The 25580-nt window shown below is 71.4% G+C and carries 25 protein-coding genes, 1 tRNA gene and 1 pseudogene; 14 read left to right on the forward strand and 13 right to left on the reverse strand.

Annotated features, from left to right (window positions below; all coding sequences use genetic code 11):
• The first annotated feature begins 26 nt into the window (after nucleotides 1-26).
• On the forward strand, nucleotides 27-905 hold the full coding sequence (locus tag ACXNSR_RS19960; RefSeq protein ID WP_458636901.1) for a rhomboid family intramembrane serine protease: 879 nt from the start codon (nucleotides 27-29) through the stop codon (nucleotides 903-905).
• A 115-nt stretch (nucleotides 906-1020) separates the two neighbouring features.
• Here the strand turns inward: ACXNSR_RS19960 and crgA are convergent, their stop codons facing one another.
• A complete protein-coding gene (crgA, locus tag ACXNSR_RS19965; protein WP_030383881.1) occupies nucleotides 1021-1275 on the reverse strand; it encodes a cell division protein CrgA in 255 nt (84 codons plus the stop codon).
• Between the two features lie 91 nt (nucleotides 1276-1366).
• Here crgA and ACXNSR_RS19970 point away from each other — a divergent pair, with 91 nt between their 5' ends.
• The 6 genes and pseudogenes from ACXNSR_RS19970 to ACXNSR_RS19995 all read left to right on the forward strand — a co-directional run bounded on the left by ACXNSR_RS19970 (nucleotide 1367) and on the right by ACXNSR_RS19995 (nucleotide 5331).
• Entirely contained in the window at nucleotides 1367-2140 is a 774-nt protein-coding gene (locus ACXNSR_RS19970) for a DUF881 domain-containing protein (protein ID WP_458636902.1), read from the forward strand.
• Entirely contained in the window at nucleotides 2112-2873 is a 762-nt protein-coding gene (locus ACXNSR_RS19975; protein ID WP_458636903.1) for a class E sortase, read from the forward strand. The genes ACXNSR_RS19970 and ACXNSR_RS19975 overlap by 29 nt, the downstream gene beginning before the upstream one ends.
• Nucleotides 2874-2962: 89 nt before the next feature.
• The gene (locus tag ACXNSR_RS19980) at nucleotides 2963-3139 is read left to right on the forward strand and encodes a hypothetical protein (protein ID WP_458636904.1); all 177 of its coding nucleotides are present in this window, start codon (nucleotides 2963-2965) and stop codon (nucleotides 3137-3139) included.
• Nucleotides 3136-3774 (forward strand): aminodeoxychorismate/anthranilate synthase component II, encoded by a 639-nt coding sequence (locus ACXNSR_RS19985; RefSeq protein ID WP_458636905.1) that lies wholly within the window; start codon nucleotides 3136-3138, stop codon nucleotides 3772-3774. Before ACXNSR_RS19980 ends, ACXNSR_RS19985 begins: the two co-directional genes overlap by 4 nt.
• Nucleotides 3756-4595, forward strand: a pseudogene (locus ACXNSR_RS19990) (class E sortase); the annotation flags it as partial. The gene ACXNSR_RS19985 and the pseudogene ACXNSR_RS19990, both read left to right, overlap by 19 nt.
• A 13-nt stretch (nucleotides 4596-4608) precedes the next feature.
• A complete protein-coding gene (locus tag ACXNSR_RS19995; protein ID WP_458636906.1) occupies nucleotides 4609-5331 on the forward strand; it encodes a class E sortase in 723 nt (240 codons plus the stop codon).
• Between the two features lie 212 nt (nucleotides 5332-5543).
• On the opposite strand, the gene pknB is transcribed toward ACXNSR_RS19995, so the two are convergent.
• The 6 genes from pknB to ACXNSR_RS20025 form a co-directional block, all read right to left on the reverse strand.
• Entirely contained in the window at nucleotides 5544-7571 is a 2028-nt protein-coding gene (pknB, locus tag ACXNSR_RS20000) for a Stk1 family PASTA domain-containing Ser/Thr kinase (protein WP_458636907.1), read from the reverse strand.
• Nucleotides 7572-7765: 194 nt separating this feature from the next.
• The gene (locus tag ACXNSR_RS20005) at nucleotides 7766-9229 is read right to left on the reverse strand and encodes a peptidoglycan D,D-transpeptidase FtsI family protein (RefSeq protein WP_458636908.1); all 1464 of its coding nucleotides are present in this window, start codon (nucleotides 9227-9229) and stop codon (nucleotides 7766-7768) included.
• Nucleotides 9226-10650, reverse strand: coding sequence for an FtsW/RodA/SpoVE family cell cycle protein (locus ACXNSR_RS20010; RefSeq protein WP_458636909.1), 1425 nt, complete (start codon nucleotides 10648-10650; stop codon nucleotides 9226-9228). Before ACXNSR_RS20010 ends, ACXNSR_RS20005 begins: the two co-directional genes overlap by 4 nt.
• 34 nt (nucleotides 10651-10684) lie before the next feature.
• Nucleotides 10685-12205 carry a PP2C family protein-serine/threonine phosphatase gene (locus tag ACXNSR_RS20015; protein ID WP_458636910.1) on the reverse strand — a complete coding sequence of 507 codons (1521 nt, stop codon included), beginning with the start codon at nucleotides 12203-12205 and terminating at the stop codon, nucleotides 10685-10687.
• A gap of 93 nt (nucleotides 12206-12298) precedes the next feature.
• Nucleotides 12299-12802 carry an FHA domain-containing protein FhaB/FipA gene (locus ACXNSR_RS20020; RefSeq protein ID WP_189738144.1) on the reverse strand — a complete coding sequence of 168 codons (504 nt, stop codon included), beginning with the start codon at nucleotides 12800-12802 and terminating at the stop codon, nucleotides 12299-12301.
• Nucleotides 12803-12812: 10 nt separating this feature from the next.
• Entirely contained in the window at nucleotides 12813-13670 is an 858-nt protein-coding gene (locus ACXNSR_RS20025; RefSeq protein WP_458636911.1) for an FhaA domain-containing protein, read from the reverse strand.
• 293 nt (nucleotides 13671-13963) lie between these two features.
• Between ACXNSR_RS20025 and ACXNSR_RS20030 the strand changes: the two genes are divergently transcribed.
• The 7 genes from ACXNSR_RS20030 (at nucleotide 13964) to ACXNSR_RS20060 (ending at nucleotide 20579) form a co-directional block, all read left to right on the forward strand.
• A tRNA-Leu gene (locus ACXNSR_RS20030) sits at nucleotides 13964-14046 on the forward strand.
• Between the two features lie 258 nt (nucleotides 14047-14304).
• On the forward strand, nucleotides 14305-15285 hold the full coding sequence (locus ACXNSR_RS20035; protein WP_458636912.1) for a toxin glutamine deamidase domain-containing protein: 981 nt from the start codon (nucleotides 14305-14307) through the stop codon (nucleotides 15283-15285).
• A gap of 108 nt (nucleotides 15286-15393) precedes the next feature.
• Nucleotides 15394-17094 carry a sensor histidine kinase gene (locus tag ACXNSR_RS20040; RefSeq protein WP_458636913.1) on the forward strand — a complete coding sequence of 567 codons (1701 nt, stop codon included), beginning with the start codon at nucleotides 15394-15396 and terminating at the stop codon, nucleotides 17092-17094.
• A gap of 9 nt (nucleotides 17095-17103) precedes the next feature.
• Nucleotides 17104-17763, forward strand: coding sequence for a response regulator transcription factor (locus ACXNSR_RS20045; protein ID WP_458636914.1), 660 nt, complete (start codon nucleotides 17104-17106; stop codon nucleotides 17761-17763).
• Nucleotides 17764-17821: 58 nt separating this feature from the next.
• On the forward strand, nucleotides 17822-19222 hold the full coding sequence (locus ACXNSR_RS20050) for a DUF2252 domain-containing protein (protein WP_458636915.1): 1401 nt from the start codon (nucleotides 17822-17824) through the stop codon (nucleotides 19220-19222).
• Between the two features lie 91 nt (nucleotides 19223-19313).
• Nucleotides 19314-20165: a hypothetical protein gene (locus ACXNSR_RS20055; RefSeq protein ID WP_458636916.1), complete on the forward strand. Its 852-nt coding sequence runs from the start codon at nucleotides 19314-19316 to the stop codon at nucleotides 20163-20165.
• Between the two features lie 69 nt (nucleotides 20166-20234).
• Nucleotides 20235-20579, forward strand: coding sequence for a rhodanese-like domain-containing protein (locus ACXNSR_RS20060; RefSeq protein WP_109779232.1), 345 nt, complete (start codon nucleotides 20235-20237; stop codon nucleotides 20577-20579).
• Nucleotides 20580-20591: 12 nt separating this feature from the next.
• Here the strand turns inward: ACXNSR_RS20060 and ACXNSR_RS20065 are convergent, their stop codons facing one another.
• From ACXNSR_RS20065 to paaA, 6 genes are all read right to left on the reverse strand, one after another.
• On the reverse strand, nucleotides 20592-21734 hold the full coding sequence (locus ACXNSR_RS20065; RefSeq protein WP_458636917.1) for an acyl-CoA dehydrogenase family protein: 1143 nt from the start codon (nucleotides 21732-21734) through the stop codon (nucleotides 20592-20594).
• Nucleotides 21735-21863: 129 nt separating this feature from the next.
• Entirely contained in the window at nucleotides 21864-22967 is a 1104-nt protein-coding gene (locus tag ACXNSR_RS20070) for a 2Fe-2S iron-sulfur cluster-binding protein (RefSeq protein WP_458636918.1), read from the reverse strand.
• The gene (gene paaD, locus ACXNSR_RS20075; RefSeq protein ID WP_458636919.1) at nucleotides 22968-23474 is read right to left on the reverse strand and encodes a 1,2-phenylacetyl-CoA epoxidase subunit PaaD; all 507 of its coding nucleotides are present in this window, start codon (nucleotides 23472-23474) and stop codon (nucleotides 22968-22970) included. It abuts the gene before it with no gap.
• The gene (gene paaC, locus ACXNSR_RS20080; protein WP_458636920.1) at nucleotides 23468-24211 is read right to left on the reverse strand and encodes a 1,2-phenylacetyl-CoA epoxidase subunit PaaC; all 744 of its coding nucleotides are present in this window, start codon (nucleotides 24209-24211) and stop codon (nucleotides 23468-23470) included. Before paaC ends, paaD begins: the two co-directional genes overlap by 7 nt.
• Nucleotides 24208-24492 (reverse strand): 1,2-phenylacetyl-CoA epoxidase subunit PaaB, encoded by a 285-nt coding sequence (paaB, locus tag ACXNSR_RS20085; RefSeq protein WP_030817166.1) that lies wholly within the window; start codon nucleotides 24490-24492, stop codon nucleotides 24208-24210. The genes paaC and paaB overlap by 4 nt, the downstream gene beginning before the upstream one ends.
• On the reverse strand, nucleotides 24489-25550 hold the full coding sequence (paaA, locus tag ACXNSR_RS20090; protein ID WP_458636921.1) for a 1,2-phenylacetyl-CoA epoxidase subunit PaaA: 1062 nt from the start codon (nucleotides 25548-25550) through the stop codon (nucleotides 24489-24491). The genes paaB and paaA overlap by 4 nt, the downstream gene beginning before the upstream one ends.
• Nucleotides 25551-25580: the final 30 nt, after the last annotated feature.

The following is a 25580-nucleotide window of genomic DNA, read 5'->3' on the forward strand; positions in this document are numbered from 1 at the left end:
CCCTGCCTCGCTGACCGAGGGAACCGATGGACACCGACCGTCTGCCGGGCTGTTACCGCCACCCGGACCGCGACACGGGGATCAGCTGCACCCGCTGCGAGCGCCCCATCTGCCCCGAGTGCATGATCAGCGCCTCGGTCGGCTTCCAGTGCCCCGAGTGCGTCCGCGCGGGCTCGGGCACCGGGCACCGCCCGGCCGCGAACGCGCCGCGCACCGTCGCGGGCGGGGCGGTCGCCGACGATCCCCACCTGGTCACCAAGATCCTCATCGGGATCAACGTCCTGGTGTTCCTGGCGGCGCTCTTCGCCCCGGCGCTCGCGGTCCAGCTGGAGCTGATCGGCGGCCGGTACCGGGAGTACCTCGGCGGCCCGGTCCACGGGGTCGCCACGGGCGAGTACTACCGGCTGCTGACCTCGGTGTTCCTGCACGTCCAGTGGTGGCACATCATCGGCAACATGATCGCCCTGTGGGTGATCGGCGGCCCGCTGGAGGCGGCGCTCGGCCGGGTGCGCTATCTCGCGGTCTTCCTGCTCTCGGGCCTGGGCGGCAGCGCGCTCGTCTATTTGCTGAGCGAGCCGTACGTGCCGACCCTCGGCGCCTCGGGCGCCGTCTTCGGCCTGCTCGGCGCCACCGTCGTGCTGGCGAAGCGGCTGCGCTACGAGATGCGGCCGGTGATCGTCATGGTCGTGCTGATGCTGGTGCTGACCTTCGTACCGCTCGGGGGCACGCTCACGGTGTCCTGGCAGGCCCATGTGGGCGGCCTGGTCACCGGAGCGCTGGTGGGTCTGGGCATGCTCATGCCGTCCGCCGGCCGCCATCGCGCACTCGTCCAGTGGGGTACCTGCGCGGCCGTGCTCCTGCTGGCCGCGATGGTGATCCTGATCCGCACCGCGGAACTCACCTGATCACACCGGCGTCAACTCTCCACAGAGTTATCCACAGATCTTCTGTCTTTTCCTCAGGTGTGGATGACGCTGTGGATAACTCATGGGGAGAGCTTCCGTCAGGGGCTGTCGAGTGCTACTTCCACTGAGTGGATACGCCGAATCCAGCGGCGATAAAGCCGAAACCGACTACAATGTTCCAATTGCCCAGAGCCTCGATCGGCAGCTGGGTCTCGGTCACGTAGAAAACGACGATCCACGCGAGTCCGATCAGGAAGAACGCCAGCATGACCGGGGCGACCCAGCTGCGATTCGTGAGCCGGATGCTCTGCGGCTGCCGCGTCGGCGGCGGCGTGTAGTCGTCCTTCTTGCGGATACGTGACTTCGGCACGAGGGGCTCTCCTGTCGATGCGCTGGGGACCTTGCCTGCCCCGGGCGTCCGTTAGCGTAGTGGACCTGTGGCGTTGAAGGAGAAGGGTACGTTGAGCAATTCAGACGACTCCTCCGCGGGTACCCGTCGCCGGGCCAGGCCGGTCCGGCTGCTGACGGCCGCCGTCTTCGCCCTGGCCGGGCTGCTCTTCGTCACCAGTTTCAACACCTCCAAGGGTACGAACATCCGGACGGACGCCTCGCTCCTGAGGCTGTCGGACCTGATCGAGGAGCGCAGCCAGGACAACGCGGCGCTGGAGCAGAGCACCGCGGCCGTACGCGGCCGGGTGGACGCCCTCGCCGAGCGCGACGACGGCAGCACCAAGGCCGAGGACGCCAAGCTGGCCGCGCTGCGCGCCGCGTCCGGTACCGAGGAGCTGACCGGCAAGGGCCTGACGGTCACCCTGAACGACGCCCCGCCGAACGCCACCGCCCGCATCCCCAACGTGCCCGAGCCGCAGCCCAACGACCTGGTGATCCACCAGCAGGACCTGCAGGCCGTGGTCAACGCCCTCTGGCACGGTGGTGCCCAGGGCATCCAGGTCATGGACCAGCGGCTGATCTCCACCAGCGCGGTGCGCTGCGTGGGCAACACCCTGATCCTCCAGGGCCGGGTCTACTCGCCGCCCTACAAGATCTCGGCGGTCGGCGACCCGGGCGCGCTGAAGAAGGCCCTCGCCGCCTCTCCGGCCCTGCAGAACTACCAGCTGTACGTGAACGCCTACGGGCTCGGCTGGAAAGTGGACGAGCACAAGGCGCTGACACTTCCCGGCTACTCCGGCACAGTGGACCTCCACTATGCGAAGCCGGTGGCGCCCACCCCGTGATCGGATCCGTCCTGACGTCGTACTGCGCCTGGTGGTACGTACGTTCAGTGAGGTGTGCCTGACGGCGGGCACCGTGGTCCTGCTCTTCGTCGCCTACGTCCTGCTGTGGACCGGGGTCGAGGCCGACCGCGCCATGGACGGCGAGATGGACCGGATGCGCGACCGCTGGGCGGCCGCCCCGGACCCGGCGGCGGCCCCGCAGCCGGAACCGGCGAAGGCCCCGCCCGTGTCCCCGCCGCCCCCCGCACAGCCCGAGCGCCACCCGGCCGGGCGGGCCTTCGCCGAGATGTACGTCCCGCGCTTCGGCCCGGACTGGGTCAAGCCCGTCCTCGAGGGCACCGACCCCGGACTGCTGAAGAAGGGGCTCGGCCACTACGCCGCCACCGCCCCCCTCGGCGCCGTCGGGAACTTCTCGGTGGCCGGCCACCGGCGCACCTACGGGGACCCCTTCAAGGACTTCCCCCGGCTGCGCCCGGGCGACGAGGTGATCCTCAAGGACGCGAGCACCTGGTACACCTACACGCTCCGCTCCGCGCCCCTGCGCACCGTGCCCACCGATGTCGCCGTCGTCGACCCGGTCCCGGAGAAGTCACCGTTCCGGGCACCCGGCCGCTATCTGACGCTGACGACCTGCGATCCGGAATGGGGTCACAGCCACCGGCTGGTCGTCTGGGCGGAGCTGACCGGGACCCTCCCCGTGTCCCAGGGGCGACCGGAGGGTTTGTCCGGGTGACCCACCCTTTCGGGCCGCTGCCTTTAGTCTGTTCGCGTACCGCCCCCGCGGTGCGTCGAACGAACGTGGACGAAAAGGAATCAGGCGGCATGTACGGCTGGATCTGGCGGCACCTGCCGGGCAACGCGTGGGTACGCGCGCTGATCTCGCTCGTACTGGTCCTCGCGGTGGTCTTCGTGCTGTTCCAGTACGTCTTCCCGTGGGCCGAGCCGCTGCTTCCGTTCGGCGATGTGACGGTGGACGAGGGATCGGGAGCCACTCCGTGAGCGCGCGCATTCTGGTTGTGGACAACTACGACAGCTTTGTCTTCAACCTGGTCCAGTACCTCTACCAGCTCGGCGCCGAATGCGAGGTGCTGCGCAACGACGAGGTGGAGCTCTCGCACGCGCAGGACGGCTTCGACGGCGTACTGCTGTCCCCCGGCCCCGGTACGCCGGAGGAGGCGGGCGTCTGCATCGACATGGTCCGCCACTGCGCGCGCACGGCCGTCCCCGTCTTCGGCGTGTGCCTCGGCATGCAGTCGATGGCGGTCGCCTACGGAGGCGTCGTGGGCCGGGCGCCCGAGCTGCTGCACGGCAAGACCTCGCCCGTGATCCACGAGGGGCTCGGGGTGTTCGAAGGACTGCCTTCGCCGTTCACCGCGACCCGGTACCACTCCCTCGCCGCCGAGCCCGCGACCCTGCCGGACGCGCTGGAGGTCACCGCGCGGACCGAGGACGGGATCATCATGGGCCTGCGCCACCGGGAGCACGACGTCGAGGGCGTGCAGTTCCACCCCGAGTCCGTGCTCACCGAATGGGGCCACCGGATGCTCGCCAACTGGCTGGTGCGGTGCGGTGACGCGGGCGCGGTGGAGCGTTCGGCGGGGCTGGCCCCGGTGGTGGGCAAGGCCCTCGCGTGACCGCGGTCGCGCCGTCCGCGCCCACGCAGGGCCGGGCCGCGCGACGCAGGGCCGCTCAGGAGGCCGCGAAACAGGCCGCCCGGCGCACCCGCAGACGGGGCGGCCGACGGCGCAAGCGGCCGGCCTCGGGCGGCCCGGTGGTCATCGCGAGCCGGCTGGGCGGAGAGCTGTTCATCACGCTGGGCCTGGTGATGCTGCTGTTCGTCGCCTACCAGCTCTGGTACACGAACCTGCTGGCCGAGCGGGTGGCGAACGGCGCCGCCGGCTCCCTGCGCCAGACCTGGGAGAAGGATCCGGGGGGCTCCGGGGCCGCCGCACCGCCGGTGACGGCCTTCGAGCCCGGCCAGGGCTTCGCGATCCTCCACATTCCGAAGCTGGACGTGAAGGTCCCGGTCGCGGAGGGCATCAGCAAGCCGAAGGTGCTCGACAAGGGCATGGTCGGGCACTACGGCGAGGGCGCGCTGAAGACGGCGATGCCGGCCGACAAGCAGGGCAACTTCGCGGTGGCCGGACACCGCAACACCCACGGCGAGCCGTTCCGCTACATCAACCGGCTGGTGCCGGGGGACCCCGTCGTCGTCGAGACCCGGGACGCCTACTACACGTACGAGACGACCTCGTCGCTCGCGCAGACACCGCCGACGAACGTGGCGGTGATCAAGCCCGTGCCGGAGGGGTCCGGGTTCACATCCCCGGGCCGGTACATCACGCTGACCACCTGCACCCCGGAGTTCACCAGCACCTACCGGATGATCGTATGGGGCAGGATGACCGAGGAACGCCCCCGCAGCCAGGGCCCGCCGCCCGCGCTGACCAGCTAAGGACGAATCAGCAGTGTCTCGTGCCCGCCGCCGCGCCGCGGCCCCGCCCGCCGGCAGCCGCAGTGTGCTCGCCGGATTCCTGAGCCTGCTGGGCGAGGTCCTGATCACCGTGGGCCTGGTGCTGGGCCTGTTCGTGGCGTACTCGCTGTGGTGGACGAACGTGCTCGCCGACCGGCAGGCGTCGGCGCGCGGCGACGAGATCCGCCAGCAGTGGCAGGCCCCCGCGCAGGCCGCGGGGCCGGGGGCACTGGACACGCAGGGCGGGACCGGCTTCCTGCACGTACCGGCGATGAAGAACGGCGAGGTGCTCGTCAAGCCGGGGACCGACCCGGACATCCTCGACGACGGCGTCGCCGGGTACTACACGCAGCCGGTGAAGTCGGCGCTGCCGTGGGACGAGAAGGGCAACTTCGCGCTGGCCGCCCACCGGGACGGCCACGGGGCGAAGTTCCACAACATCGACAAGGTGCGGAGCGGCGACGCGATCGTCTTCGAGACCCGCGACACCTGGTACGTCTACAAGGTCTTCGCGGAGCTGCGCCAGACCTCGAAGTACAACACCGACGTGATCAACGCGGTCCCCAAGGACTCGGGGAAGACCGCCCCCGGCCGGTACATCACGCTCACCACCTGCACGCCGGTCTACACCTCGAAGTACCGGTACGTCGTCTGGGGCGAGCTGGTCCGGACGGAGAAGGTGGACGCGAAGCGGACCCCGCCGGCCGAACTGCGCTGAGCTCCCGCGGGATCGGGGCGAGCCCGGCGCCACCAAGCCCCCAGAAGGCCCCTGTGAGAGCCTCTGACGCCTCCTGAGCCCCACGTGGCCCACGCATCCCGGACGCGGCCGCAGACGGTCGTACAGCGGCGGACGCACGAAGGTCCGGCCCCCTCCCCGTGAATCGGGAAGGGGGCCGGACCTTTTCGCCGTGCAGGCGGTCGCGCCGGGCGCTAGCGGCCGTCGCCCAGGCCGCCGATGATGCCGCCGTTGTTGTTGCCGCCCTGCTGCTGGCCGCCACCGCCGAAGGCGATGACGTTCACGGTCTGGCCCGTGGTGACCGGGGTGCCCGGCTGCGGGTCGGTGGTCACGACGACCGCGTTGCCGTCCGTCGAGCCGCTGACGACGCCGAGCCGGAGGTTGGCGCGCCGCAGATCGTCCTTGTACTGGTCCACGGTGCGGCCGGCGAAGTTGGGCACCGTGGTCTGCGCCGAGGCCTTGGCGATGCTGATGCTCACCGTCTTGCCCACGTCGAGCTGCTGGCCCGCCGCGAACTGCTGGTCGACGACCGTGCCCGGTACGGCTCCGGGCGAATCGATCTCCGTCACGCTGCCGAGCCGGAGCTTGGCGTCCGTGAGGGCCTTGACCGCCTCGTCCTTCTTCTTGCCCCTGAGCTCCGGCACGTCGGCCTTGGAGATCTCCTTGGCGACGGTCAGCGTGACGACGCTGTTGCGCTCCGCCTCGCCGCCCTTCGGGCTCTGTTCGAGGACGGTCCCGGCAGTGCGGTCGGACTCCTGGGGCTTGCGGTCGACCTGCAGGCCCTTCTCCTTGAGCGCCTTCTCCGCGTCCTCGAACTTGAGGTTGACCACGTCGGGGACCGTCACCTTGGGCGCGCCCGTGGAGATCGTCACCGTGACGGAAGAGCCGTCCTCGACCTTGGTGTCGGCCGCGGGCTCCTGCTTGCAGACGTTGCCCTTGGGCTGGTCCTCGCAGGGTGCGTCGGGGCCCTTGACCACCTTGAGGCCCACGGCGTCGCCGCTCTTCTGCGCCCGTTCGAAGGTCTGGCCGATGAGCTTGGGCACGGAGGGCCGGTTGTCGGCGCCCTCGCCGAAGAGGGAACGGCCGATGAGGATCGCGCCGACCAGGACGAGGATGCCCGCGGCGACGAGCAGGACGGTGGACGCCTTGCTCTTCTTCTGGCCGCGGTTGGGGCCCTGGTCGTAGCCGCCGTGGCCCTGGTCGCCGTAGCCGTATCCGCCGTCGCCCGGGGGCATGGGCGCCATCATCGCCGTCTGGCCGCCGGGGTCGGTGGCGCGCAGGGCGGCGGTGGGCTGGTCGTAGCCCTGGTGCCCGTAGCCCTGCCCCTGGTCCGGGTAGCCGTAGCCGCCGGCCGCGCCCATGGCCGCGGCCGCGGCCACCGGCTGGCCGTCGAGGCAGGCCTCGATGTCGGCACGCATCTCGTCGGCCGACTGGTAGCGGTAATCGGGGTCCTTGACCAGTGCCTTGAGGACGATGGCGTCCATCTCGGGCGTGATCTCGGGATCGAAGTTCGACGGCGGCTGCGGTTCTTCCCGTACGTGCTGGTAGGCGACGGCCACGGGGGAGTCACCGACGAACGGGGGCCGGACGCTGAGCAGCTCGTAGAGCAGGCAGCCCGCGGAGTAGAGGTCGGAACGCGCGTCGACCTGCTCGCCCTTGGCCTGCTCGGGCGAGAGGTACTGGGCGGTGCCGATGACGGCGGCCGTCTGCGTCATGGTCATGCCGGAGTCGCCCATGGCGCGGGCGATGCCGAAGTCCATGACCTTGACCTGGCCGGTGCGGGTCAGCATCACGTTGGCGGGCTTGATGTCGCGGTGCACGATGCCTGCGCGGTGCGAGTACTCGAGGGCCTGGAGGATGCCGATGCACATCTCCAGCGTGCGCTCGGGCAGCAGCTTGCGGCCCGAGTGCAGCAGCTCGCGCAGCGTGGAGCCGTCGACGTACTCCATCACGATGTACGGGATGGAGATGTTGTCGACGTAGTCCTCGCCGGTGTCGTAGACCGCGACGATCGCCGGATGGTTCAGCGACGCGGCCGACTGGGCCTCGCGCCGGAACCGGGCCTGGAAGGACGGGTCACGGGCGAGGTCGGCGCGCAGGGTCTTGACGGCGACGGTACGGCCGAGCCGGGTGTCGTGAGCGAGGTAGACCTCGGCCATGCCACCACGGCCGAGCACGTGGCTCAGCTCGTACCGGCCGCCGAGGCGACGCGGCTCTTCCATAACGTTCCAGCCCTCTCCGTCAGTCCCGACCGCACCTGTGTGTGGTCCGGCGGTGTGCTGTTCGCGCAAAGGCTACCGGCCGATCGTCCGTGATCGGTTCGTGGCCACAGGCTGATACTGGACCGGTACCGTACGCGTGGACGCGGCGGAATTCTGTGATGTGAGTCACTGCATTCCGGTCCGTCGTCCCTAGGTCACCCCTGGCTGTTCAGCACCGCCTGCATGACCGCCTTGGCGACGGGAGCGGCCAGACCGCCACCGCTGATGTCCTCGCGGTCCGCCTCGCTGTCCTCGATCACGACGGCGACGGCGACGGGCGAAGTCTTGTCCGGGGTCTCGGCGTAGGAGATGAACCAGGCGTAGGGGCGCTTCTTGTTGCCCTCGCCGTGCTGCGCCGTACCGGTCTTGCCGCCGACCGTGACGCCCTTCATCTTGGCCTTGGTGCCGGTGCCGTTCTCGACGACGTTGACCATCATCTGCTGCACCTTCTCCGCGTTGGCGGCGGAGAGAGGCCGGCTCATCTCCTGCGGCTCGTGCTTCTCGATGATGTCCAGGTTGGGGGCCGTGAGATTGTCCACCATGTACGGCTTCATCAGCTTGCCGTCGTTGGCGATCGCGGCGGTGACCATGGCCATCTGGAGCGGGGTCGCGGCGGTGTTGAACTGCCCGATGGAGCTCTGGGCGTTGCCGTCCTTGCCCATCTTCTTGTCGTAGATGCTGGCGAACGCGCGGACCGGGATGTCGATCTTGTCGTTGTTGAAGCCGAACTTCTCCGAGGTCTCCACCATCTTGTCGCGGGTGACCTTGTCGCCCATGTTCGCGAAGACGGAGTTGCAGGAGATCTCGAGGGCCTTGTTCAGGCTGGCCTTCTCGCAGCCCTGCGCGTGGTTGACCATCACGGTCTTGGTGCCCGGCAGGAAGTACGGCTCGGGGGTATCCGTGGCGGCGTTGATGTCCTGGACGACGCCGTGCTCGAGGGCGGCTGCCGCGGTGACCACCTTGAAGGTGGAGCCCGGCGGGTACGTCTCGCGCAGGGCGCGGTTCACGAGGTTCTTGTCCTCGCTGTCCTTCAGCTCGACCCAGGCCTTCTCGTCGTCCTTGGAGTTGCCCGCGAAGCGCGAGGGGTCGTAGGAGGGCGTGGAGACCAGGGCCAGGATCGCGCCGGTGCGCGGGTCGATGGCCGCGACGGCGCCCTTCTTCGTGCCCAGCGCCTCGAAGGCCGCCTTCTGCGCGTCGGGGTTCAGCGTGGTGACGACGTTGCCGCCCTGCTTCTTCTCCCCGGTGAACATGCCGATGGTGCGGTCGAAGAACAGACGGTCGTCGTTGCCGGTGAGGATGCCGTCCTCGAGGGATTCCAGCTGGGTGGAGCCGAAGGCCTGCGAGGCGTACCCGGTGACGGGAGCCCAGAGCTCGCCGTTGGTGTAGGTCCGCTTGAACTTGTAGTCGCTGCCGTCGGTCACCTTGGAGCCGGTGATCGGCTCGCCCTTGACGATGATGTTGCCGCGCTCGGTCGCGTACTGGGCGATCTGGACCCGGCGGTTCTCCTTGCGGGTGCTGAGCTCCTCGGCCTGCACGTACTGCAGCCAGTTGGTGCGGATCAGCAGGGCGAGGACGAGCAGTCCGCAGAACAGCGAGATGCGGCGCAGGGGCTTGTTCATGACGGACGGACCACCTGGGTCATCTCGGAGTCGGGGGACGGGGCGGGGGCCGGCGCGGGGCGGCGTGCGGTGTCGCTGATCCGGATGAGGATGGCGATGAGGATCCAGTTCGCGAGGACGGAGGAACCGCCGGACGCGAGGAAGGGCATCGTCATGCCGGTGAGGGGGATGAGGCCCATGACGCCGCCGGCGACCACGAAGATCTGGAGCGCGAAGGCGCCGGAGAGGCCGATGGCGAAGAGCTTGCCGAAGGGGTCGCGGGCGGCGAGCGCGGTGCGCACACCCCGCTCGATGATGAGCCCGTAGACCAGGAGGAAGGCCATCACGCCGGCCAGGCCGAGCTCTTCGCCGACGGTGGAGAAGATGAAGTCGGAGTTGGCGGCGAAGCCGATCAGGTCGGAGTTGCCCTGGCCCCAGCCGGCGCCGAGGACGCCACCGGAACCGAAGCTCATGATCGACTGGCCCACCTGCTCGCAGGCACCCGAGGTGGTGTAGCAGGCGAAGGGGTCGAGCCAGGCGTTGACACGGGCCTGGACGTGGCTGGCGAAGGTGCCGACGACCACGGCGCCGCCCACCGACATCAGCAGGCCGATGACGATCCAGCTGGTGCGCTCGGTGGCCACGTACAGCATGATCACGAACATGCCGAAGAAGAGCAGCGAGGTGCCGAGGTCGTTCTCGAAGACGAGGACCAGCAGGCTCATCGCCCAGATCATCAGGATCGGGCCGAGGTCGCGGCCGCGCGGCAGGTAGAGCCCCATGAAGCGGCGGCTGGCCAGCGCGAGCGCGTCGCGCTTGACCATCAGGTAGCCGGCGAAGAAGATCGCGATGACGATCTTGGCGAACTCACCGGGCTGGATGGAGAAGCCGCCCACGCTGATCCAGATCTTGGCGCCGAAGACGTCGGCGCCGAGGCCCGGGACGACGGGCAGGATCAGCAGGACCAAGGCGCCGGCCATCGAGATGTACGTGAACCTCTGCAGGACGCGGTGGTCCTTGAGGATCAGCAGGACGGCGGCGAACAGGGCGATGGCGAGCGCCGTGTACATCATCTGGCGGGGGGCGGAGGGGGAGAACCCGCCGAAGGCCCGCTTGGCGAGGTTCTGCAGGCGCTCGGACTGGTCCAGGCGCCAGATCAGGACCAGGCCCAGCCCGTTGAGCAGGGTCGCCAGCGGCAGCAGCAGCGGGTCGGCGTACTTCGCGTACCGGCGCACGACGAGGTGCGCGATCCCGGCGAGGGCGCCGAGGCCGAGGCCGTAGAGCACCATGCCGGGGGGCAGGGTGCCGTTGATCGCGAGGCCCACGTTGGCGTAGGCGAACATCGGGATGAGCACGGCGAAGCCGAGCAGCAGGAGCTCGGTGTTCCGCCGGCTCGGCAGCTCGATGGCGCCGATGGTGGTCGTATTGGTGACTACGCTCATGGTGTGGCAGGCCCCCTGCGCCCGCGTATGTCTACTACTTGCCGCACAGCCCGACCAGTTGCTGCTCCTCGGGAGTCAGGCTGGGGGCGGGCGTCTGGCTGTTCCCTGCCTCGGCGCCCCGGCGTTCCTCGTCCTTCTTGCAGGCGGACACCTGGACGCCGAGGTCGTCGAGCTTCTTGCGCGCCGCGTCGAAGCTGTTCTCGCTGATGGTGGCCTCGACCAGCTTCCGCTTGAAGGGCGGCAGGTACTTCAGTTCGATGTCGGGGCGGTCGGTCTCCACCTTGGAGAGCTCCAGCGGCCCCAGCTTCGGGCTGATGCCGCGGAAGAGCGCGACGTGCTCGCCCTTCACGCCCACGTAGAACTGGGTCTGCGTCCAGCGCCAGCCCGCGTAGAGGCCGCCGCCGACGACGCCGGCGACGATGAGCAGGGTCAGCGTACGGGTGGTCCACTTGCGCCCTTTGCTGCGGCGCCTGCGGGGGTGGTTGTACGTGTCCTCGTAGCCCGGGTCGGCAGTGTACGCGTCGGCTTCGCCGAAGGTGCCGTAGCCGTTGCCGCCCTGGGCCTGGCCCTGGTCGGAGTACCCGTAGCCGGGGGCGTCACCGCTGCCGGGGGGGCCGAAGGCGCCGGCGGGCGGCTGGCCCTGGCGGCCGAGGCCCGAGGCCCGGCCGGCCGGGGTCTGCATGGCGTTGCCGCTGTCGAAGAGCTGGTGCTGGTTCTCGGCGACCGCGCCGACGACCACCGGGGTGTCGCTGACCTGGGCGGCGAGGGTGTCGCCGCTGTCGGTGTCGAGGACGTCGGCGACGATGCAGGTGATGTTGTCGGGTCCGCCGCCGCGCAGCGCGAGCTGGATCAGGGACTGCACGGTCTCGCGGGGACCGTGGTAGTCGGCGAGGGTCTCCTCCAGGGTCTGGTGGGAGACGACGCCGGAGAGCCCGTCGGAGCAGATCAGGTAGCGGTCACCGGCCCGGACCTCACGGATGGAGAGGTCGGGCTCGACGATGTCGCCGCTGCCGAGCGCGCGCATCAGGAGGGAGCGCTGCGGGTGTGTGGTGGCTTCTTCCTCGGTGATGCGCCCCTCGTCTACGAGGCGCTGCACCCAGGTGTGGTCCTGGGTGATCTGGGTGAGGACGCCGTCGCGGAGCAGATAGGCGCGGGAGTCGCCGACGTGGACGAGGCCGAGGCGCTGGCCGGTCCACAGCAGGGCGGTCAGCGTGGTGCCCATGCCCTCGAGCTGCGGGTCCTCCTCGACCATCACGCGCAGCTGGTCGTTGGCGCGCTGCACGGCCGTGGCCAGCGAGGTGAGGATGTCGGAGCCCGGGACGTCGTCGTCGAGCTGCACGAGGGTGGAGATCACCTCGGAGCTCGCGACCTCGCCGGCGGCCTGGCCTCCCATGCCGTCGGCGATCGCGAGGAGCCGGGGACCGGCGTAGCCGGAGTCCTCGTTCCCTTCGCGGATCATGCCCTTGTGTGATCCGGCGGCGAACCGCAAGGACAGACTCATGCGCACCTGCCCTGTCGACGAAGCTGCCTCCGGGTACAACCGGTCTCGAGCCACACTGCCCACCCTCCGGTCGGGAGCGCGCTCGGGTCCGTGTCCTCGGTGGGACGGATCACCGCCGCGCGCTCGCTCCGCTCGCTCATTCTCGTACTACTTCCGCAGCTCGATGACGGTCTTGCCGATGCGGATCGGTGCGCCCGGCGGAATGGGCGTCGGGGTGGTCAGCCGGGTCCGGTCGAGATACGTGCCGTTGGTGGACCCGAGATCCTCGACGATCCACTGGCCGTCACGGTCGGGATAGATCCTGGCATGGCGGCTGGACGCGTAGTCGTCGTCCAGCACGATCGTGGAATCGTGCGCGCGGCCCAGCGTGATCGTCTGGCCGGCGAGGGCCACCGTGGTTCCCGTGAGGATGCCCTCGGAGACGACCAGCTTGGTCGGCGCGCCGCGCCGCTGGCGCTGCTGCGGAGGCGCGGCCTGGCGGCCCGCCTGCTGCGGGGCGCCGCCGGCGCCTCCGCTGCCGCGACGGGAGCCGCGCTGGGTCACGCGCGTCCCGAAGAGATCGCTGCGGATGACCTGGACGGCCACGATGACGAACAGCCACAGAACGGCCAGGAAACCCAACCGCATGACCGTCAGGGTCAGCTCTGACATTGCCCCCGCTTCACCCTTCGGCTTGCCGGTAAATGATGGTGGTGCTGCCCACGACGATCCGCGAGCCGTCGCGGAGCGTAGCGCGGGTGGTGTGCTGCCCGTCCACCACGATGCCGTTGGTGGACCCGAGATCCTGGATCGTCGAGGGCGTTCCGGTCCGGATCTCACAGTGCCGGCGGGATACGCCGGGGTCGTCGATCCGCACGTCGGCTTCCGTGCTTCGGCCGAGTACGAGCGTGGCGTGCGAGATCTGGTGGCGGGTGCCGTTGATCTCGATCCAGTGCCGCCGGGCGCCGCCCGGGCCGGCCGCGGGGGCCGGTCCGCCGGGTCCGCCCGGAGCGGGCCGGCGGGCGCCGGGTCCGCCCGGGGGCGGGGCGCTGGGCATGGGCGGGGCCGCGACCGGGGGATAGCCATAGCCGCCCTGCGGCTGGTTCTCCGGCGGGTAGCCGTAGCCGCCCTGCGGTGAGGGCGGTCCTGCCTGCGGCTGGGAGGTGCTGGAGGCGAGGGTGCGGCTGCGGACCCGGTAGAGCCCGGTGTCGAGGTCGTCGGCCTTCTCCAGGTGGACCTTGATGGGTCCCATGAAGCTGTAGCGCTGCTGCTTGGCGTAGTCGCGGACGAGGCCCGCGAGCTCGTCGCCGAGCTGCCCGGAGTAGGGGCTCAGGCGGTCGTAGTCACCGGCGCTGAGCTCGACGATGAAGTCGTTGGGGACGACGGTCCGCTCGCGGTTCCAGATGGTGGCGTTGTTGTCGCACTCCCGCTGGAGGGCTCCGGCGATCTCCACCGGCTGGACCTCGGACTTGAACACCTTGGCGAAGGTGCCGTTCACCAGACCTTCGAGTCGCTGCTCGAACCGCTTCAGAACTCCCATGGGGCACCTCCTCCGTCGCTGTCGCCCTGTACTGCTTACTGATCGTATCCACGCGTGGCGGATTCGGGTGGTTCCCCATCGTTCCTGTGAGGACGAGTGTTGGTCCTCACAAGGGATCGTAGGGGCGCTCCCAGGACAGTGTCCCGCACCGGGAGCGGAGTGCGGGAGGGGCCGTCCGCGGCGGGGCGAGGGGGTGCCGGGAAAGCGATGTGAATCCACCCCGTTCTCCGTGCTAATGTTTCGACGTCGCCAGGGGAAAGGCCCGAAAGGGAAGATCCACTGGGGCGCTGCTCGGGCGAGTGGCGGAACGGCAGACGCGCTGGCTTCAGGTGCCAGTGTCCTTCGGGACGTGGGGGTTCAAATCCCCCCTCGCCCACATCGACGAGACGGTCGTCACTGCGAAAGCGGTGGCGGCCGTTTCGTGTTTCCCCCCGGGCGCGGGTGTGACGTACGTCCCTCCTCGGGGCCCCTGAGCTGTGGTCTTTTCGCGGGACCTGGTTAGGGTGATCCAACTGTCGGAATCGCGAGACCAGTTGTGGCCGAGCCGGAGCGGCCGGCGGGGACCCGTGCAACCTGACCCACCCGGCCGCCGGCTCGTACCCGAACTCGTCGGCACCGTCGTCAGGAATCGGAAATGCTCACGTTGGACGAGGCCGTCGAAGCGGCCCGGGTCCGCCTCGGTCAGGCGTTCGCCTCGGAGCCGTGGACGATCGTGCTGCTGCCGGAGCTCACCCAGGAGCACGAGCTGGCCTGGATCGTCCGGTACACGACCCGGGAGGGCACCGACGCCGGGGACCCCGTGGTGGGTCCGTTCAACCCCCTGGTGATCGTGGCCAAGGACGGCTCCCGGGTGGACTTCCCGCCGACGCACCTGCCTCTCGACGAGTACCTCGCCCACGTGCGCCACGGCGGCTGGGAGCGGGCCGGCACGGCGAAGACCTCCAAGGCCGAGCCGTGGCAGACCGCGCTGGAGTGGCTGCTGTCCACCTACGACGGGCTCGTCGAGCCGGCGGGCATCGAGCCGGTCGCCGAGGACGCCGGGACCTGGCCGTTCGCCTGCCGGACCACCGAGCAGCCGGGCCATCCGCGCACGCCCATGCTCGCGGCGTCGCTCGTGGTGCCCAAGGACTACGGGGAGCCCTTCCACCCCGCCTCGAACGACCCGTGGGGCGACGCGTCGGCGTACACCCGCGATCCGGTCGAGCGCGACCCGCAGGCGCAGGCGAGGCGGCTGAACGCACGCGGCTGTGTGGTCACGACGGCCGCCGCCATCGCGGGCGGCCCCTCGTCGCCGCTGCCGTGGCAGCCCGCGCACGAGGCGCCCGGCTGGTGGGAGCTGCTGTTGCGCCGCTGCTTCCCCGCCGCGCACGAGATCCGGTGCGCGAGCTGGGACGAGGTGGTCGCGCGGGCCCAGGAGACCGGACCGGACACCCAGGGCGTGGTGTGGGTCCGTCGCGCCATCGGCGGCACCGAGGTCAGCGGACACCTGCTCTACGCGCACAACAACGGTCGGGTGGTGTTCCTGGACGGGATGACCGGCGGGCCGGCACGGCTGGACCGGGTCGCCGTGCTGGAGCTCGTCTTCGCCCGCGTCGCGGGCCGGCCGGGACCGTGACGACCGGCCCCGGCAGGTGCGGGGACGGGGCACCGGTCGACTTTCGTCGTGCGGGGCGCGACGAAAGAGGGCGGCCGGTCCGCGGCGCTGGTGTCTAGGGTCGGGCGCGTGGATGTGAAGGCGAAGACACGGGCCGGCTGGGACTGGCTGAAGGGCCCGGAGCAGTGGACCCGGCGGACGCTGGCGGGGGACCTGGCGCTCGGCGGCGTACTGGCCATACTCGGCCTGGGCCTCGAGGAGGTCAGCAACGCCTCCGGGCGGCGCATGCTGCTCGGCGCCGTGGTCGTGCTGCTGCTGACGCTGCTGCGCCGCAGGCTGCCGGCCAGCACGCTGGTGTTCGCCTCGGGCGTGGCCAACTTCCTGCCCGGGGCCTTCTTCGTCCTGCCCCTCCTGGGCTGGTCGGCCGGGCGGCGGATCGTCGGGGTGGGCCGGGCCCTGGCCGCCTTCACGCTTGCCTTCGTGGCGGCGATCGGCTGCGGCGTGATGGACCAGTGGGCGCAGATGCAGCCGCTGCTGCTGATCGTGTTCTCCACGCTGATGTTCCTGGCGACGACGGTGATGCCGGGTCTGGCCAGCCGGTACTGGTCGCAGCGCCGCACGCTGCTGCGCGCGCTCCAGGAACGCAACGGCCAGCTGCTGCGCGAGCGGGCCATGGTCGCCGGCCAGGCGAGGCTGCGCGAGCGCCAGCGCATCGCCCAGGACATGCACGACAGCCTGGGGCACCAACTGGCCCTGATCTCCGTGCACACCGGGGCACTGGAGGTGGATCCGCAGCTCACCGACCGTCAGCGCGAGGCGGTGGGGGTGCTGCGACAGGCCTCGGTGGCCGCGATGCACGAGCTGCGCGAGGTCGTCGGCATCCTGCGCGACGGGGTCGAGGCGCCCGCGCCCGTGGAGGAGGCCCAGCCCGCGGCGCGCGGGGTGGCCGGCATCGCGGGGGTCGTGGAGGCGGCGCGGGGCTCGGGCACCGATGTACGGCTGACCACGTCGGGGCAGCCGAGGCCGCTGGTCGCGGCCTGCGACCACGCCGCGTACCGGATCGTGCAGGAGGCCCTGACGAACGCCTACAAGCACGCTCCGGGGGCGTCGATCAAGGTGGAGCTGCGGTTCGAGGACGACTCGCTGGTGGTGGAGATCGCCAACGGGCCGTCGGCAGGTCCGGCCGCCGACGAGGTGGTCTCGGGCGGGCAGGGCCTGACGGGACTGCGCGAGCGGGCCCGGCTGGTCGGCGGGATGGTGCACGCGGGCCCCGCCGAGGGCGGTGGGTTCCGGGTGGCCGGGGTCCTTCCGTACGGGGCGGAGCCGGCCGGTGTGGTGGACGTGGCCGACGACTTCGGTCAGCAGGCGCACGCGTACGCGGGCGGTCCGCCGCCGGGACGCGGCGGTGAGCAGCCGATGGACTGGGGGGCGGTGGACCGGGAACTGGCCGTGCGCGTGTCCAGCCGTTCCGGCGGCGTCGCGGTGGGCTGCGGGATCGCGTTCGCGGCGGTGGTGCTGCTGGTGATCGTGTTCGGCGCCGGAGTGGTGCTGCTGCTCGACTCGGCCAGTGACGCGATGATCGACCGGGACGAGTTCGACGCCGTGCACGTGGGCGAGTCGGAGCAGTCCGTCCGCGACCGGCTGCCGACCGGGGAGAACTTCATGACCGCCGGGGCCGCCCGCAAGGGGCCGCCGAGGCCGGCGGGCTCGGAATGTCTGGCCCTGCTGGCCGAGAACCAGCCGAGCGCCGTGGGAACGGACCGGATCTTCCGGTTCTGCTTCCAGGACGGCAAGCTCGTGGAAAAGCAGGAGTACGAGGTCAAGCAGTAGGAGCACGGGGTGACAGCCGAAGTGATCAGAGTGGTGATCGCCGACGACGAGCCACTGATCCGGGCCGGGATCAGGATGATCCTGACCTCGGCACCGGACATCGAGGTCGTCGCGGAGGCGGCCAACGGCAGGGAGGCGGTGGACCTGGCCCGCTCGCACGGGCCCGAGGTGGTGCTGCTGGACATCCAGATGCCGGTGATGGACGGGCTGACGGCGCTGGGAGAACTGCGGCGGACCGTGCCCCAGGTGCGGGCGCTGATCCTGACCACCTTCGGAGAGAAGGAGAACGTGCTGCGGGCGCTGGGCGAGGGCGGCGCGGGCTTCCTGCTGAAGGACTCGGCGCCGGGCGAGCTGATCGGGGCGGTCCGGGCGGCCGCGGCCGGGGACGCCTACCTCTCGCCGGGGGCGACCCGGCACGTGGTGGACCAGCTGGCGTCCGGGAAGGCCGCCGTGCGCGGTGAGGCGGCCCGGCGCCGGGTGGCGGAGCTCAGCGAGCGGGAGCGCGGTGTGCTGGCGCTGCTGGGCGAGGGGCTGTCCAACGCGGAGGCGGGCCGGCGGCTGCACATGAGCGAGGCGACCGTGAAGACGTACGTCAGCCGGATCCTCGCGAAGCTGGACTGCGAGAACCGGGTGCAGGCGGCGCTGCTGGCCAGGGACGCCGGGCTGTAGATACGGTCAGCCCGTTCGAGAAAGAGATCACTGAAGTGAACGGGTGGGGGCGGCGTCGATGGCGGCGATGACGGGTCAGCGGATTCCGGATGTGGCGGGCTTCGCGCCGAGGGCGGCGGCCGGCTCGCCGAAGGAGGAGGGCAAGGCGCTGCGCGCCCGCGTGCCGAGGTCGGCGCACGCCGCCTTCACGGCACCGGCCGGGCGGCCGGACGCCGTGCGCGCGGTGGAGGAGTCCAACGCAGGGCGGGTCGCCGAGCTGACTCCGATACGGGTCGGCCGGATGGCCGCGAACCCCTTCGCGTTCCTGCGCGGGGCGGCCGGGCTGATGGCCCACGACCTGTCCGGCGGCCCGGTGACCGGCGTCGGCGCGCAGATCTGCGGTGACGCCCACGCGGCGAACTTCGGTCTTTACGGGGATGCCCGCGGGCGGCTCGTCATCGACCTCAACGACTTCGACGAGACCGTGTTCGGCCCGTGGGAATGGGACGTGAAGCGGCTGGCGGCCTCGCTGGTGCTGGCGGGCCGGGTGGCCGGCGCGGACGAGGACACCTGCCGGGCGGCCGCGCTCGACGCGGTCGGCGCCTACCGGCGCACCATGCGGCTCCTGTCCAAGCTGCCCGCGCTCGACGCGTGGAACGCCATCGCCGACGAGGAGCTGGTCTCGCACGCCGACGCCCGCGATCTGCTGGGCACGCTGGAGCGGGTCTCGGAGAAGGCCCGCAACAACACCTCCGCGCGGTTCGCGGCCAAGTCCACGGAGATAGGGCCGGACGGCGCCCGCCGCTTCGTCGACGCGCTGCCCGTGCTGCGCCGGGTCGGGGACGCGGAGGCGGCGGCCGTGGCCGCCTCGCTCGGTCCCTACCTGCAGACGCTCCAGGGCGACCGGCTGCCGCTGCTGGCCCGGTACGCGATCCAGGACGTGGCCTTCCGCGTGGTGGGCACCGGGAGCGTCGGCACCCGCTCGTACGTGGTCCTGCTGCTGGACCACCGCGGCGAGCCGCTGGTGCTCCAGGTGAAGGAGGCGCGGCCCTCGGTGCTGCTGCCGCACCTGACCGGGCTCGGCTTCGCCCCGGTGCCGGAGGAGCACGAGGGCCACCGGGTGGTGGCCGGGCAGAAGCGGATGCAGGTGGTCTCCGACATCATGCTGGGCTGGACCACGGTGGAGGGCCGGCCCTTCCAGGTGCGCCAGTTCCGCAACCGCAAGGGCAGCGTGGATCCGGCGGCGCTGGCCGCCCCGCAGATCGACGACTACGGGCGGATGACCGGCGCCCTGCTGGCCCGGGCGCACGCGCACAGCGTCGACCCGCGGCTGCTGGCCGGGTACTGCGGCAAGAACGACGAGCTGGACGAGGCGATGGCCGCCTTCGCCGTGGCCTACGCCGACCGGACCGAGGCCGATCACGCCGACCTGGTGGCGGCGGTGCGGTCCGGCCGGATCGCGGCGGAGACCGGCGTCTGAGCGGTCCGGCGGCAGCGTCGCCGGGCCCCGTCGCCGCGGGCGGTGTTTCACGTGAAACACCGCCCGCGCGGACGGGCCGTAGGCTGGCCGGGTGAGCGAGCAGACCGAGCAGCCTGAGCAGACAGTCCCCGGTGATCCCGGTGACTCCTCCGTCACCGGTGAGGAGCGCCCGGAGGCGCGCCTGGAGCGGGCCGTGCGGGCCGCCGAGCAGGCGCTGATCGAGTTCGAGATCGCGGTGGAGACCTTCCGGGTGGAGGTGGAGAACTTCTCCCGCCTGCACCACCAGAAGCTCGGCCCCATGTACACGCGGCTCGACGAACTGGACGCCCTGATCGCCGAGGCGAGGGCGTCCCGCAGCGGGGATCCCGAGGACCTGCGACGGGCGCAGGAAGCGCGCTCGCTGGTCATGCCGATGCCCGGGGTGGAAGAGCTGTTCCACGACTGGCTGGGCTCCGACGGGATCTCCGACGACGCCTCCGCGATGCTGACAGACCGGCCCGTGCGGCCGCCGGAGCGGGTGCGGCCCTCGGAGGAGGTGCGCCGCCTCTACCGCGAGCTGGTCCGGCAGGCCCACCCCGACCTCGCCCAGGAGGAGGGCGAGCGGGAGCGGCGCGACGCGTTCATCGCGCGGGTCAACGCGGCGTACGGGCGTGGCGACGAGGGGCTGCTGCGGGAGCTGGCCGAGGAGTGGGCGGCCGGACCGGCGCCCGAGACGGCGGTACCGGGCGAGAGCGACGAGCTGTACGCCCGGCTGGAGTGGCTGGCCCGCCGCAAGGAACTGCTGTCGCTCGTCGCCAAGGAGCTGGAGGAGAGCGCGATCGGGTCGATGCTGCGGATGGCGCCCGAGGACCCCGACCGGCTGCTGGAGGAGATCGCGGAGCAGCTGCTCGCGCAGGTCTCCGAGCGCGAGGCGGAGCTGGCGGCGGAGCTCGCCGCCGAGTGAGCCCGGTCCGCCCGTACCGGGTGGTCGGATAGGTTGGCAGCAGATTCGTGAAGAGAGAAGGCGACAGCTATGAACTTCGGGCCGCTCCCCTCGGTGGATGCCACCGCGGTGCCCTCCGAAGGCTTTGTCCTCGACGTCCGTGAGGACGACGAATGGGCGGCCGGCCACGTCGAGGGTGCTCTGCACATCCCGATGAGCGACTTCGTGGCCCGCTTCGGCGAGCTGACCGAGGCCGTCGAGGACGGCCGCCGGGTGTACGTGATGTGCCGCGTCGGCGGGCGTTCCGCGCAGGTCACCCAGTACCTGGTGCGCCAGGAGATCGACGCGGTGAACGTCGACGGCGGGATGCAGGCCTGGGACGGTGCCGGGCGCCCGATGGTGACGGACAACGGGAACCCGGCCTTCGTCCTCTGACGAGGGGCCGGCTCAGGCGAGGGGGTGGGCGGCCAGCAGGTCGCCCAGGGCCTCCTCGTGCGCGGCGGCCGGGCCCAGCTGGAGCTCCAGCTGCTTGGCCCAGGCGTGGTAGCGGTGCAGCGGGTAGTCGGTGTCGGCGCCGAAGCCGCCGTGCAGGTGCTGGGCGGTCTGCACGACCCGGCGTACGCCCTCCGAGGCCCAGATCTTGGCGACGGCGACATCGCCCGAGCTCGGCAGGGGACCACCGGCGCCGCCGGTCGCGGCATCGAGCCGCCAGGCGGCCTGCCACAGGGTGACCTCCATGGCGCGCAGGTCGATGTACCGGTCGGCGGCCTGGACGGCGACGGCCTGGAAGGTGGCCACCGGGAAGCCGAACTGTTCGCGCTTGCCCGTGTACCCGCTGGTCATGGTGAGGACGTTCTCGCCGAGTCCGAGCGCCAGCGCGCAGGTCCCGATGGCGAGGAGCTGGCGCAGCCGCTCCCATGCTCCCGGGGTCTCGATGAGGTGCGTCCCGGCCACCCGTACGCCGTCGAGGGCGAGTTCGGCGAGCCGCTCCCCGTTCGTGGAGACCTGTTCGGCGAGCGCCAGGCCTTCGGCGCCCCGCGGGACGAGCGCGAGGACGGCGTCGCCCTCGCCGGTGTGCGCGGGTACGGCGATCCAGTCCGCGCCGTGCGCCCAGGGGACCGCGGTCTGCGTGCCCTCCAGGATCCACGCGTCGCCCTCGCGGCGTGCGACGACCGCGAGTTCGGCGGGGTCGTGGCCGGAGCGGCCGTGGGCGGCGGCGGTGAGCACGAGCGTGCCGCGCCCCGCGCCGGGCAGCAGGGCGGAGGCCAGTTCGGGACTGCCGTGGGCCTGTACGGCCATGGCGGTGGCGCAGTGCTCCAGCAGCGGGACCCGTGCCAGCACCCTGGCCGCCTCGCGCAGCACCAGGCACAGGGCGACGGCGTCCAGGCCCGCTCCCCCGTGTTCCTCGGCGAGGACCAGGCTCAGCAGATCTGATTGGGCGAGCTTGGCCCACAGCGGGCGGTCGAAGTCGTCGGCGACGGCTCCCGGGGTCAGCGCGGGGCTGGGCACGCCGTCGGGCGCGACATCCGCGAAGACGGCCCTGGCCGCCTCGACGGCGGCCTGCTGCTCCTCGGTGAAGGTGAAGTCCACTGCCTGTCCTCCCGCACGGTCGGGTCCGACGGTGTCACGTCTGACGGTGCGTCAAGATAGAACAGGTTCTTGAAAATGGACAGGCCCCTGTCCGGGGACAGGGGCCTGACAGAAGGGACACCGTTCCGCTCAGCGGTCGAAGTCGATCTCCACTTCCTCCGTGACCGGGTGCGACTGGCAGGCCAGGACGAATCCGGCCTCCGTCTCCTCGGCCTCCAGCGCGAAGTTGCGCTCCATCCGGACCTCGCCCGAGACCACGAACGCCCGGCAGGTACCGCAGACGCCGCCCTTGCAGGCGTACGGGGCGTCCGCGCGGTTGCGGAGCACCGCGTCCAGCAACGACTCGCCGTCCTGGACCGGCCAGGTGCCCGAACGGCCGTCGAGCCGTGCGGTCACCCGCCCGTGCGCGGGGGCCGCGGCACCCGCGGGGCGGGCCGCCGGAGCGGTGTCCTCGACGTGGAAGATCTCCTCGTGCACGCGGGTCCGGGCGACGCCGAGCGCGCCCAGGGCCCGCTCCGCGCCCTGCACCAGGCCGTACGGGCCGCACAGGAACCAGCCCGTCACCTCCGCCACCGGCAGCAGCGCGGGCAGCAGGGCCGCCAGCCGCTCCTCGTCCAGCCGCCCGGAGGGCAGCCCGGACTCCTGCTCCTCCCGGGAGAGGACCGTCACCAGCTGGAACCGCGCCGGGTACCGGTCCTTGAGGTCGGCGACCTCCTCCAGGAACATCGTCGAGGCCGCCGTACGGTCGCTGCGCACGAGGCAGAAGCGCGCGTCGGGCCGGGCGGCCAGCAGGCTCGCCGCGATCGACAGCACGGGCGTGATGCCACTGCCGCCGACGATCGCCGCGTAGTGCCCCGAGGCTGGGGCGGCGGCGGGCTCCAGCACGAAGCGCCCGGCCGGGACCATGACCTCCAGGACGTCCCCGGCGGCGATCTCCTTGTGGGCGAAGGTGGAGAACTCGCCGCCCTCCACCAGCCGCACCCCGACCCGCAGCCGCTCCGGGCCCGGGCCGTCCGCGGACGGCGCCGGGGAGCAGATCGAGTAGGTGCGGCGGACCTCGGTGCCGCCCTCGGGCGCGGTGCGGCGCAGCGTCAGGTGCTGGCCCGGGGCGTGCCGGTAGTCCTCGCGCAGCTCCTCGGGAACCCGCAGGGTCAGTGCGACCGAGTCGTCGGTGAGCCGGTCGACAGCCGCCACCGTCAGCGGGTGGAACGCGCCGTGGCGGGGGGCGGCCATCTAGAGCTCCTTGAAGTGGTCGAACGGTTCGCGGCAGGCGGTGCAGCGGCGCAGCGCCTTGCATGCGGTGGAGGAGAAGCGGCTGAGCAGCTCGGTGTCGGTCGATCCGCAGTTCGGGCAGCGGACCGACAGGGTCAGCGGGACCGGTCCGCCGGCCGCGTGCGGCCGGGGCGGGGCGATGCCGAACTCGGCGAGCTTGCGGCGGCCCTCGGCGCTGATGTCGTCGGTCGACCAGGCGGGGGCCAGCACGGTGGTCACCCGCACCTGCGGGATGCCGTGGCCGGTGAGGGCCCGCTCGATGTCGGCGGACATGGCCTCGATGGCAGGGCAGCCGGTGTACGTCGGCGTCAGGGTGACCTCGGCGTGGCCGTCCTCGTGCATCCGGACCCCGCGCACGACACCGAGCTCACCGAGGGTGAGCACGGGCAGCTCCGGGTCCGGGACGGAGCCGGCCAGCGCGGCCAGTTCCGCTTCCAGGCGGGTCGTTCCGGCGTCGGCGGTCACCATGAGGCCCCCGGGTGGCTGCGGTGCAGGTGCTGCATCTCGGCGAGCATCCGGCCGAAGGACTCGGTGTGCAGGCCCTGGCGTCCGGCCCCGGCCGCCCAGGCGCCGGTGCGCGGTCCCTGGGGCAGGTCGAGGCCGGCCTGGTCCAGTACGCCGGTCAGCGCGGTCAGCCAGCGCTCCTCCAGGGCGGCCGGGTCCGGGCCGTCGAGGCCGTCGACCGGCTGGAACATCTCGCCGGTGTACTTCCACAGCGCGTCGAGGGCGGCCCGCATGCGGCTGCGGCTCTCCTCGGTGCCGTCCCCGAGCCGCAGGGTCCACTGCTCGGCGTGGTCGCGGTGGTACGCGGTCTCCTTGACGGCCTTGGCCGCCAGCGCCGCGAACGGGCCGTCCCCGCGGGCGAGCTCCCCGTAGACCTCGTGCTGGTAGAGGGAGAAGTAGAGCTGGCGGGCGATGGTGTGGGCGAAGTCGCCGTTCGGCTGCTCGACCAGCTGGAGGTTGCGGAAGGACCGCTCCTCGCGCAGGTACGCCAGCTCGTCCTCGTCGCCGGCCATGGACAGCAGGATCCGGGCCTGGCCGAGCAGGTCGAGGGCGATGTTGGCGAGGGCGACCTCCTCCTCCAGCACGGGGGCGTGTCCGGCCCATTCGCCGAGGCGGTGGGAGAGGATCAGCGCGTCGTCGCCGAGCGCGAGTGCCGCCGCGGCGTCGGCGCCGGTGAGGCGCGTGGTGTCGGTGCTGGTCACAGGTGGCTCACCCCCTCCGGGATGTCGTAGAAGGTGGGGTGCCGGTACGGCTTGTCGGCGGACGGCGCGAAGAAGGGGTCCCGCTCGTCCGGCGAGGAGGCGGTGATCTCGGTGGAGGGCACCACCCAGATCGAGATCCCCTCGTTGCGCCGGGTGTAGAGATCGCGGGCGTTGCGCAGGGCCATCTCCGCGTCGGGGGCGTGCAGGCTGCCCGCGTGCGTGTGCGAGAGGCCGCGGCGCGAGCGCACGAAGACCTCCCACAGGGGCCAGTTCTGCGTCATACCCGTGCCTCCTCGTTCTGTCCGGCGTGCTTCGCCGCTTGCTGTGCCACCTGCTGTGCCGTTTTCTTGCGCGCGTACGCGGCGGCCGCGTCGCGCACCCAGGCGCCGTCCTCGTGTGCCTTGCGCCGCTGGCCGATCCGCTGCTCGTTGCAGGGGCCGTTGCCCTTGAGCACGTTCCAGAACTCGGCCCAGTCGATGGCGCCGAAGTCGTGGTGGCCGCGCTCCTCGTTCCACTTGAGGTCCGGGTCGGGCAGGGTCAGGCCGAGGGACTCGGCCTGCGGGACGGCGATGTCCACGAACCGCTGGCGCAGCTCGTCGTTCGAGTGCCGCTTGATGCGCCAGGCCATCGACTGGGCCGAGTGCGCCGACTCGTCGTCGGGCGGGCCGAACATCATCAGCGACGGCCACCACCACCGGTCCACCGCGTCCTGGGCCATCGCGTGCTGGGCCTCGGTGCCCTGCGAGAGGGCGAGGAGCAGCTCGTACCCCTGGCGCTGGTGGAAGGACTCCTCCTTGCAGATCCGGACCATGGCGCGCGCGTAGGGCCCGTAGGAGCAGCGGCAGATCGGCACCTGGTTGGTGATCGCCGCGCCGTCCACGAGCCAGCCGATGGCGCCGACGTCCGCCCAGGTCAGGGTCGGGTAGTTGAAGATCGAGGAGTACTTCTGCTTGCCCGAGTGGAGCTTGTCGAGCAGTTCGTCGCGGCTGGTGCCGAGGGTTTCGGCCGCGCTGTAGAGGTACAGCCCGTGGCCGGCCTCGTCCTGGACCTTGGCCATCAGGATCGCCTTGCGGCGCAGCGAGGGCGCGCGGGTGATCCAGTTGGCCTCGGGCTGCATTCCGATGATCTCGGAATGGGCGTGCTGGGCCATCTGGCGCACCAGGGAGGCGCGGTACTCGTCCGGCATCCAGTCGCGCGGTTCCACGCGCTCGTCGGCCGCCACGGCCGCGTCGAATGCCGCCGCGAGCTGTGCGCCCAGGTCAGCAGTCATGCCTGTCCCGTCCGTCCTGTCTGTCCCGAGAGCCGTGTCCGGCCCCGTCTCCGGGGTCACTGCCACCATTCCGGCCCCCTGCCAGAGTCCGCTGTCCGC

The sequence above is a fragment of the Streptomyces sp. NC-S4 genome, assembly GCF_054353315.1.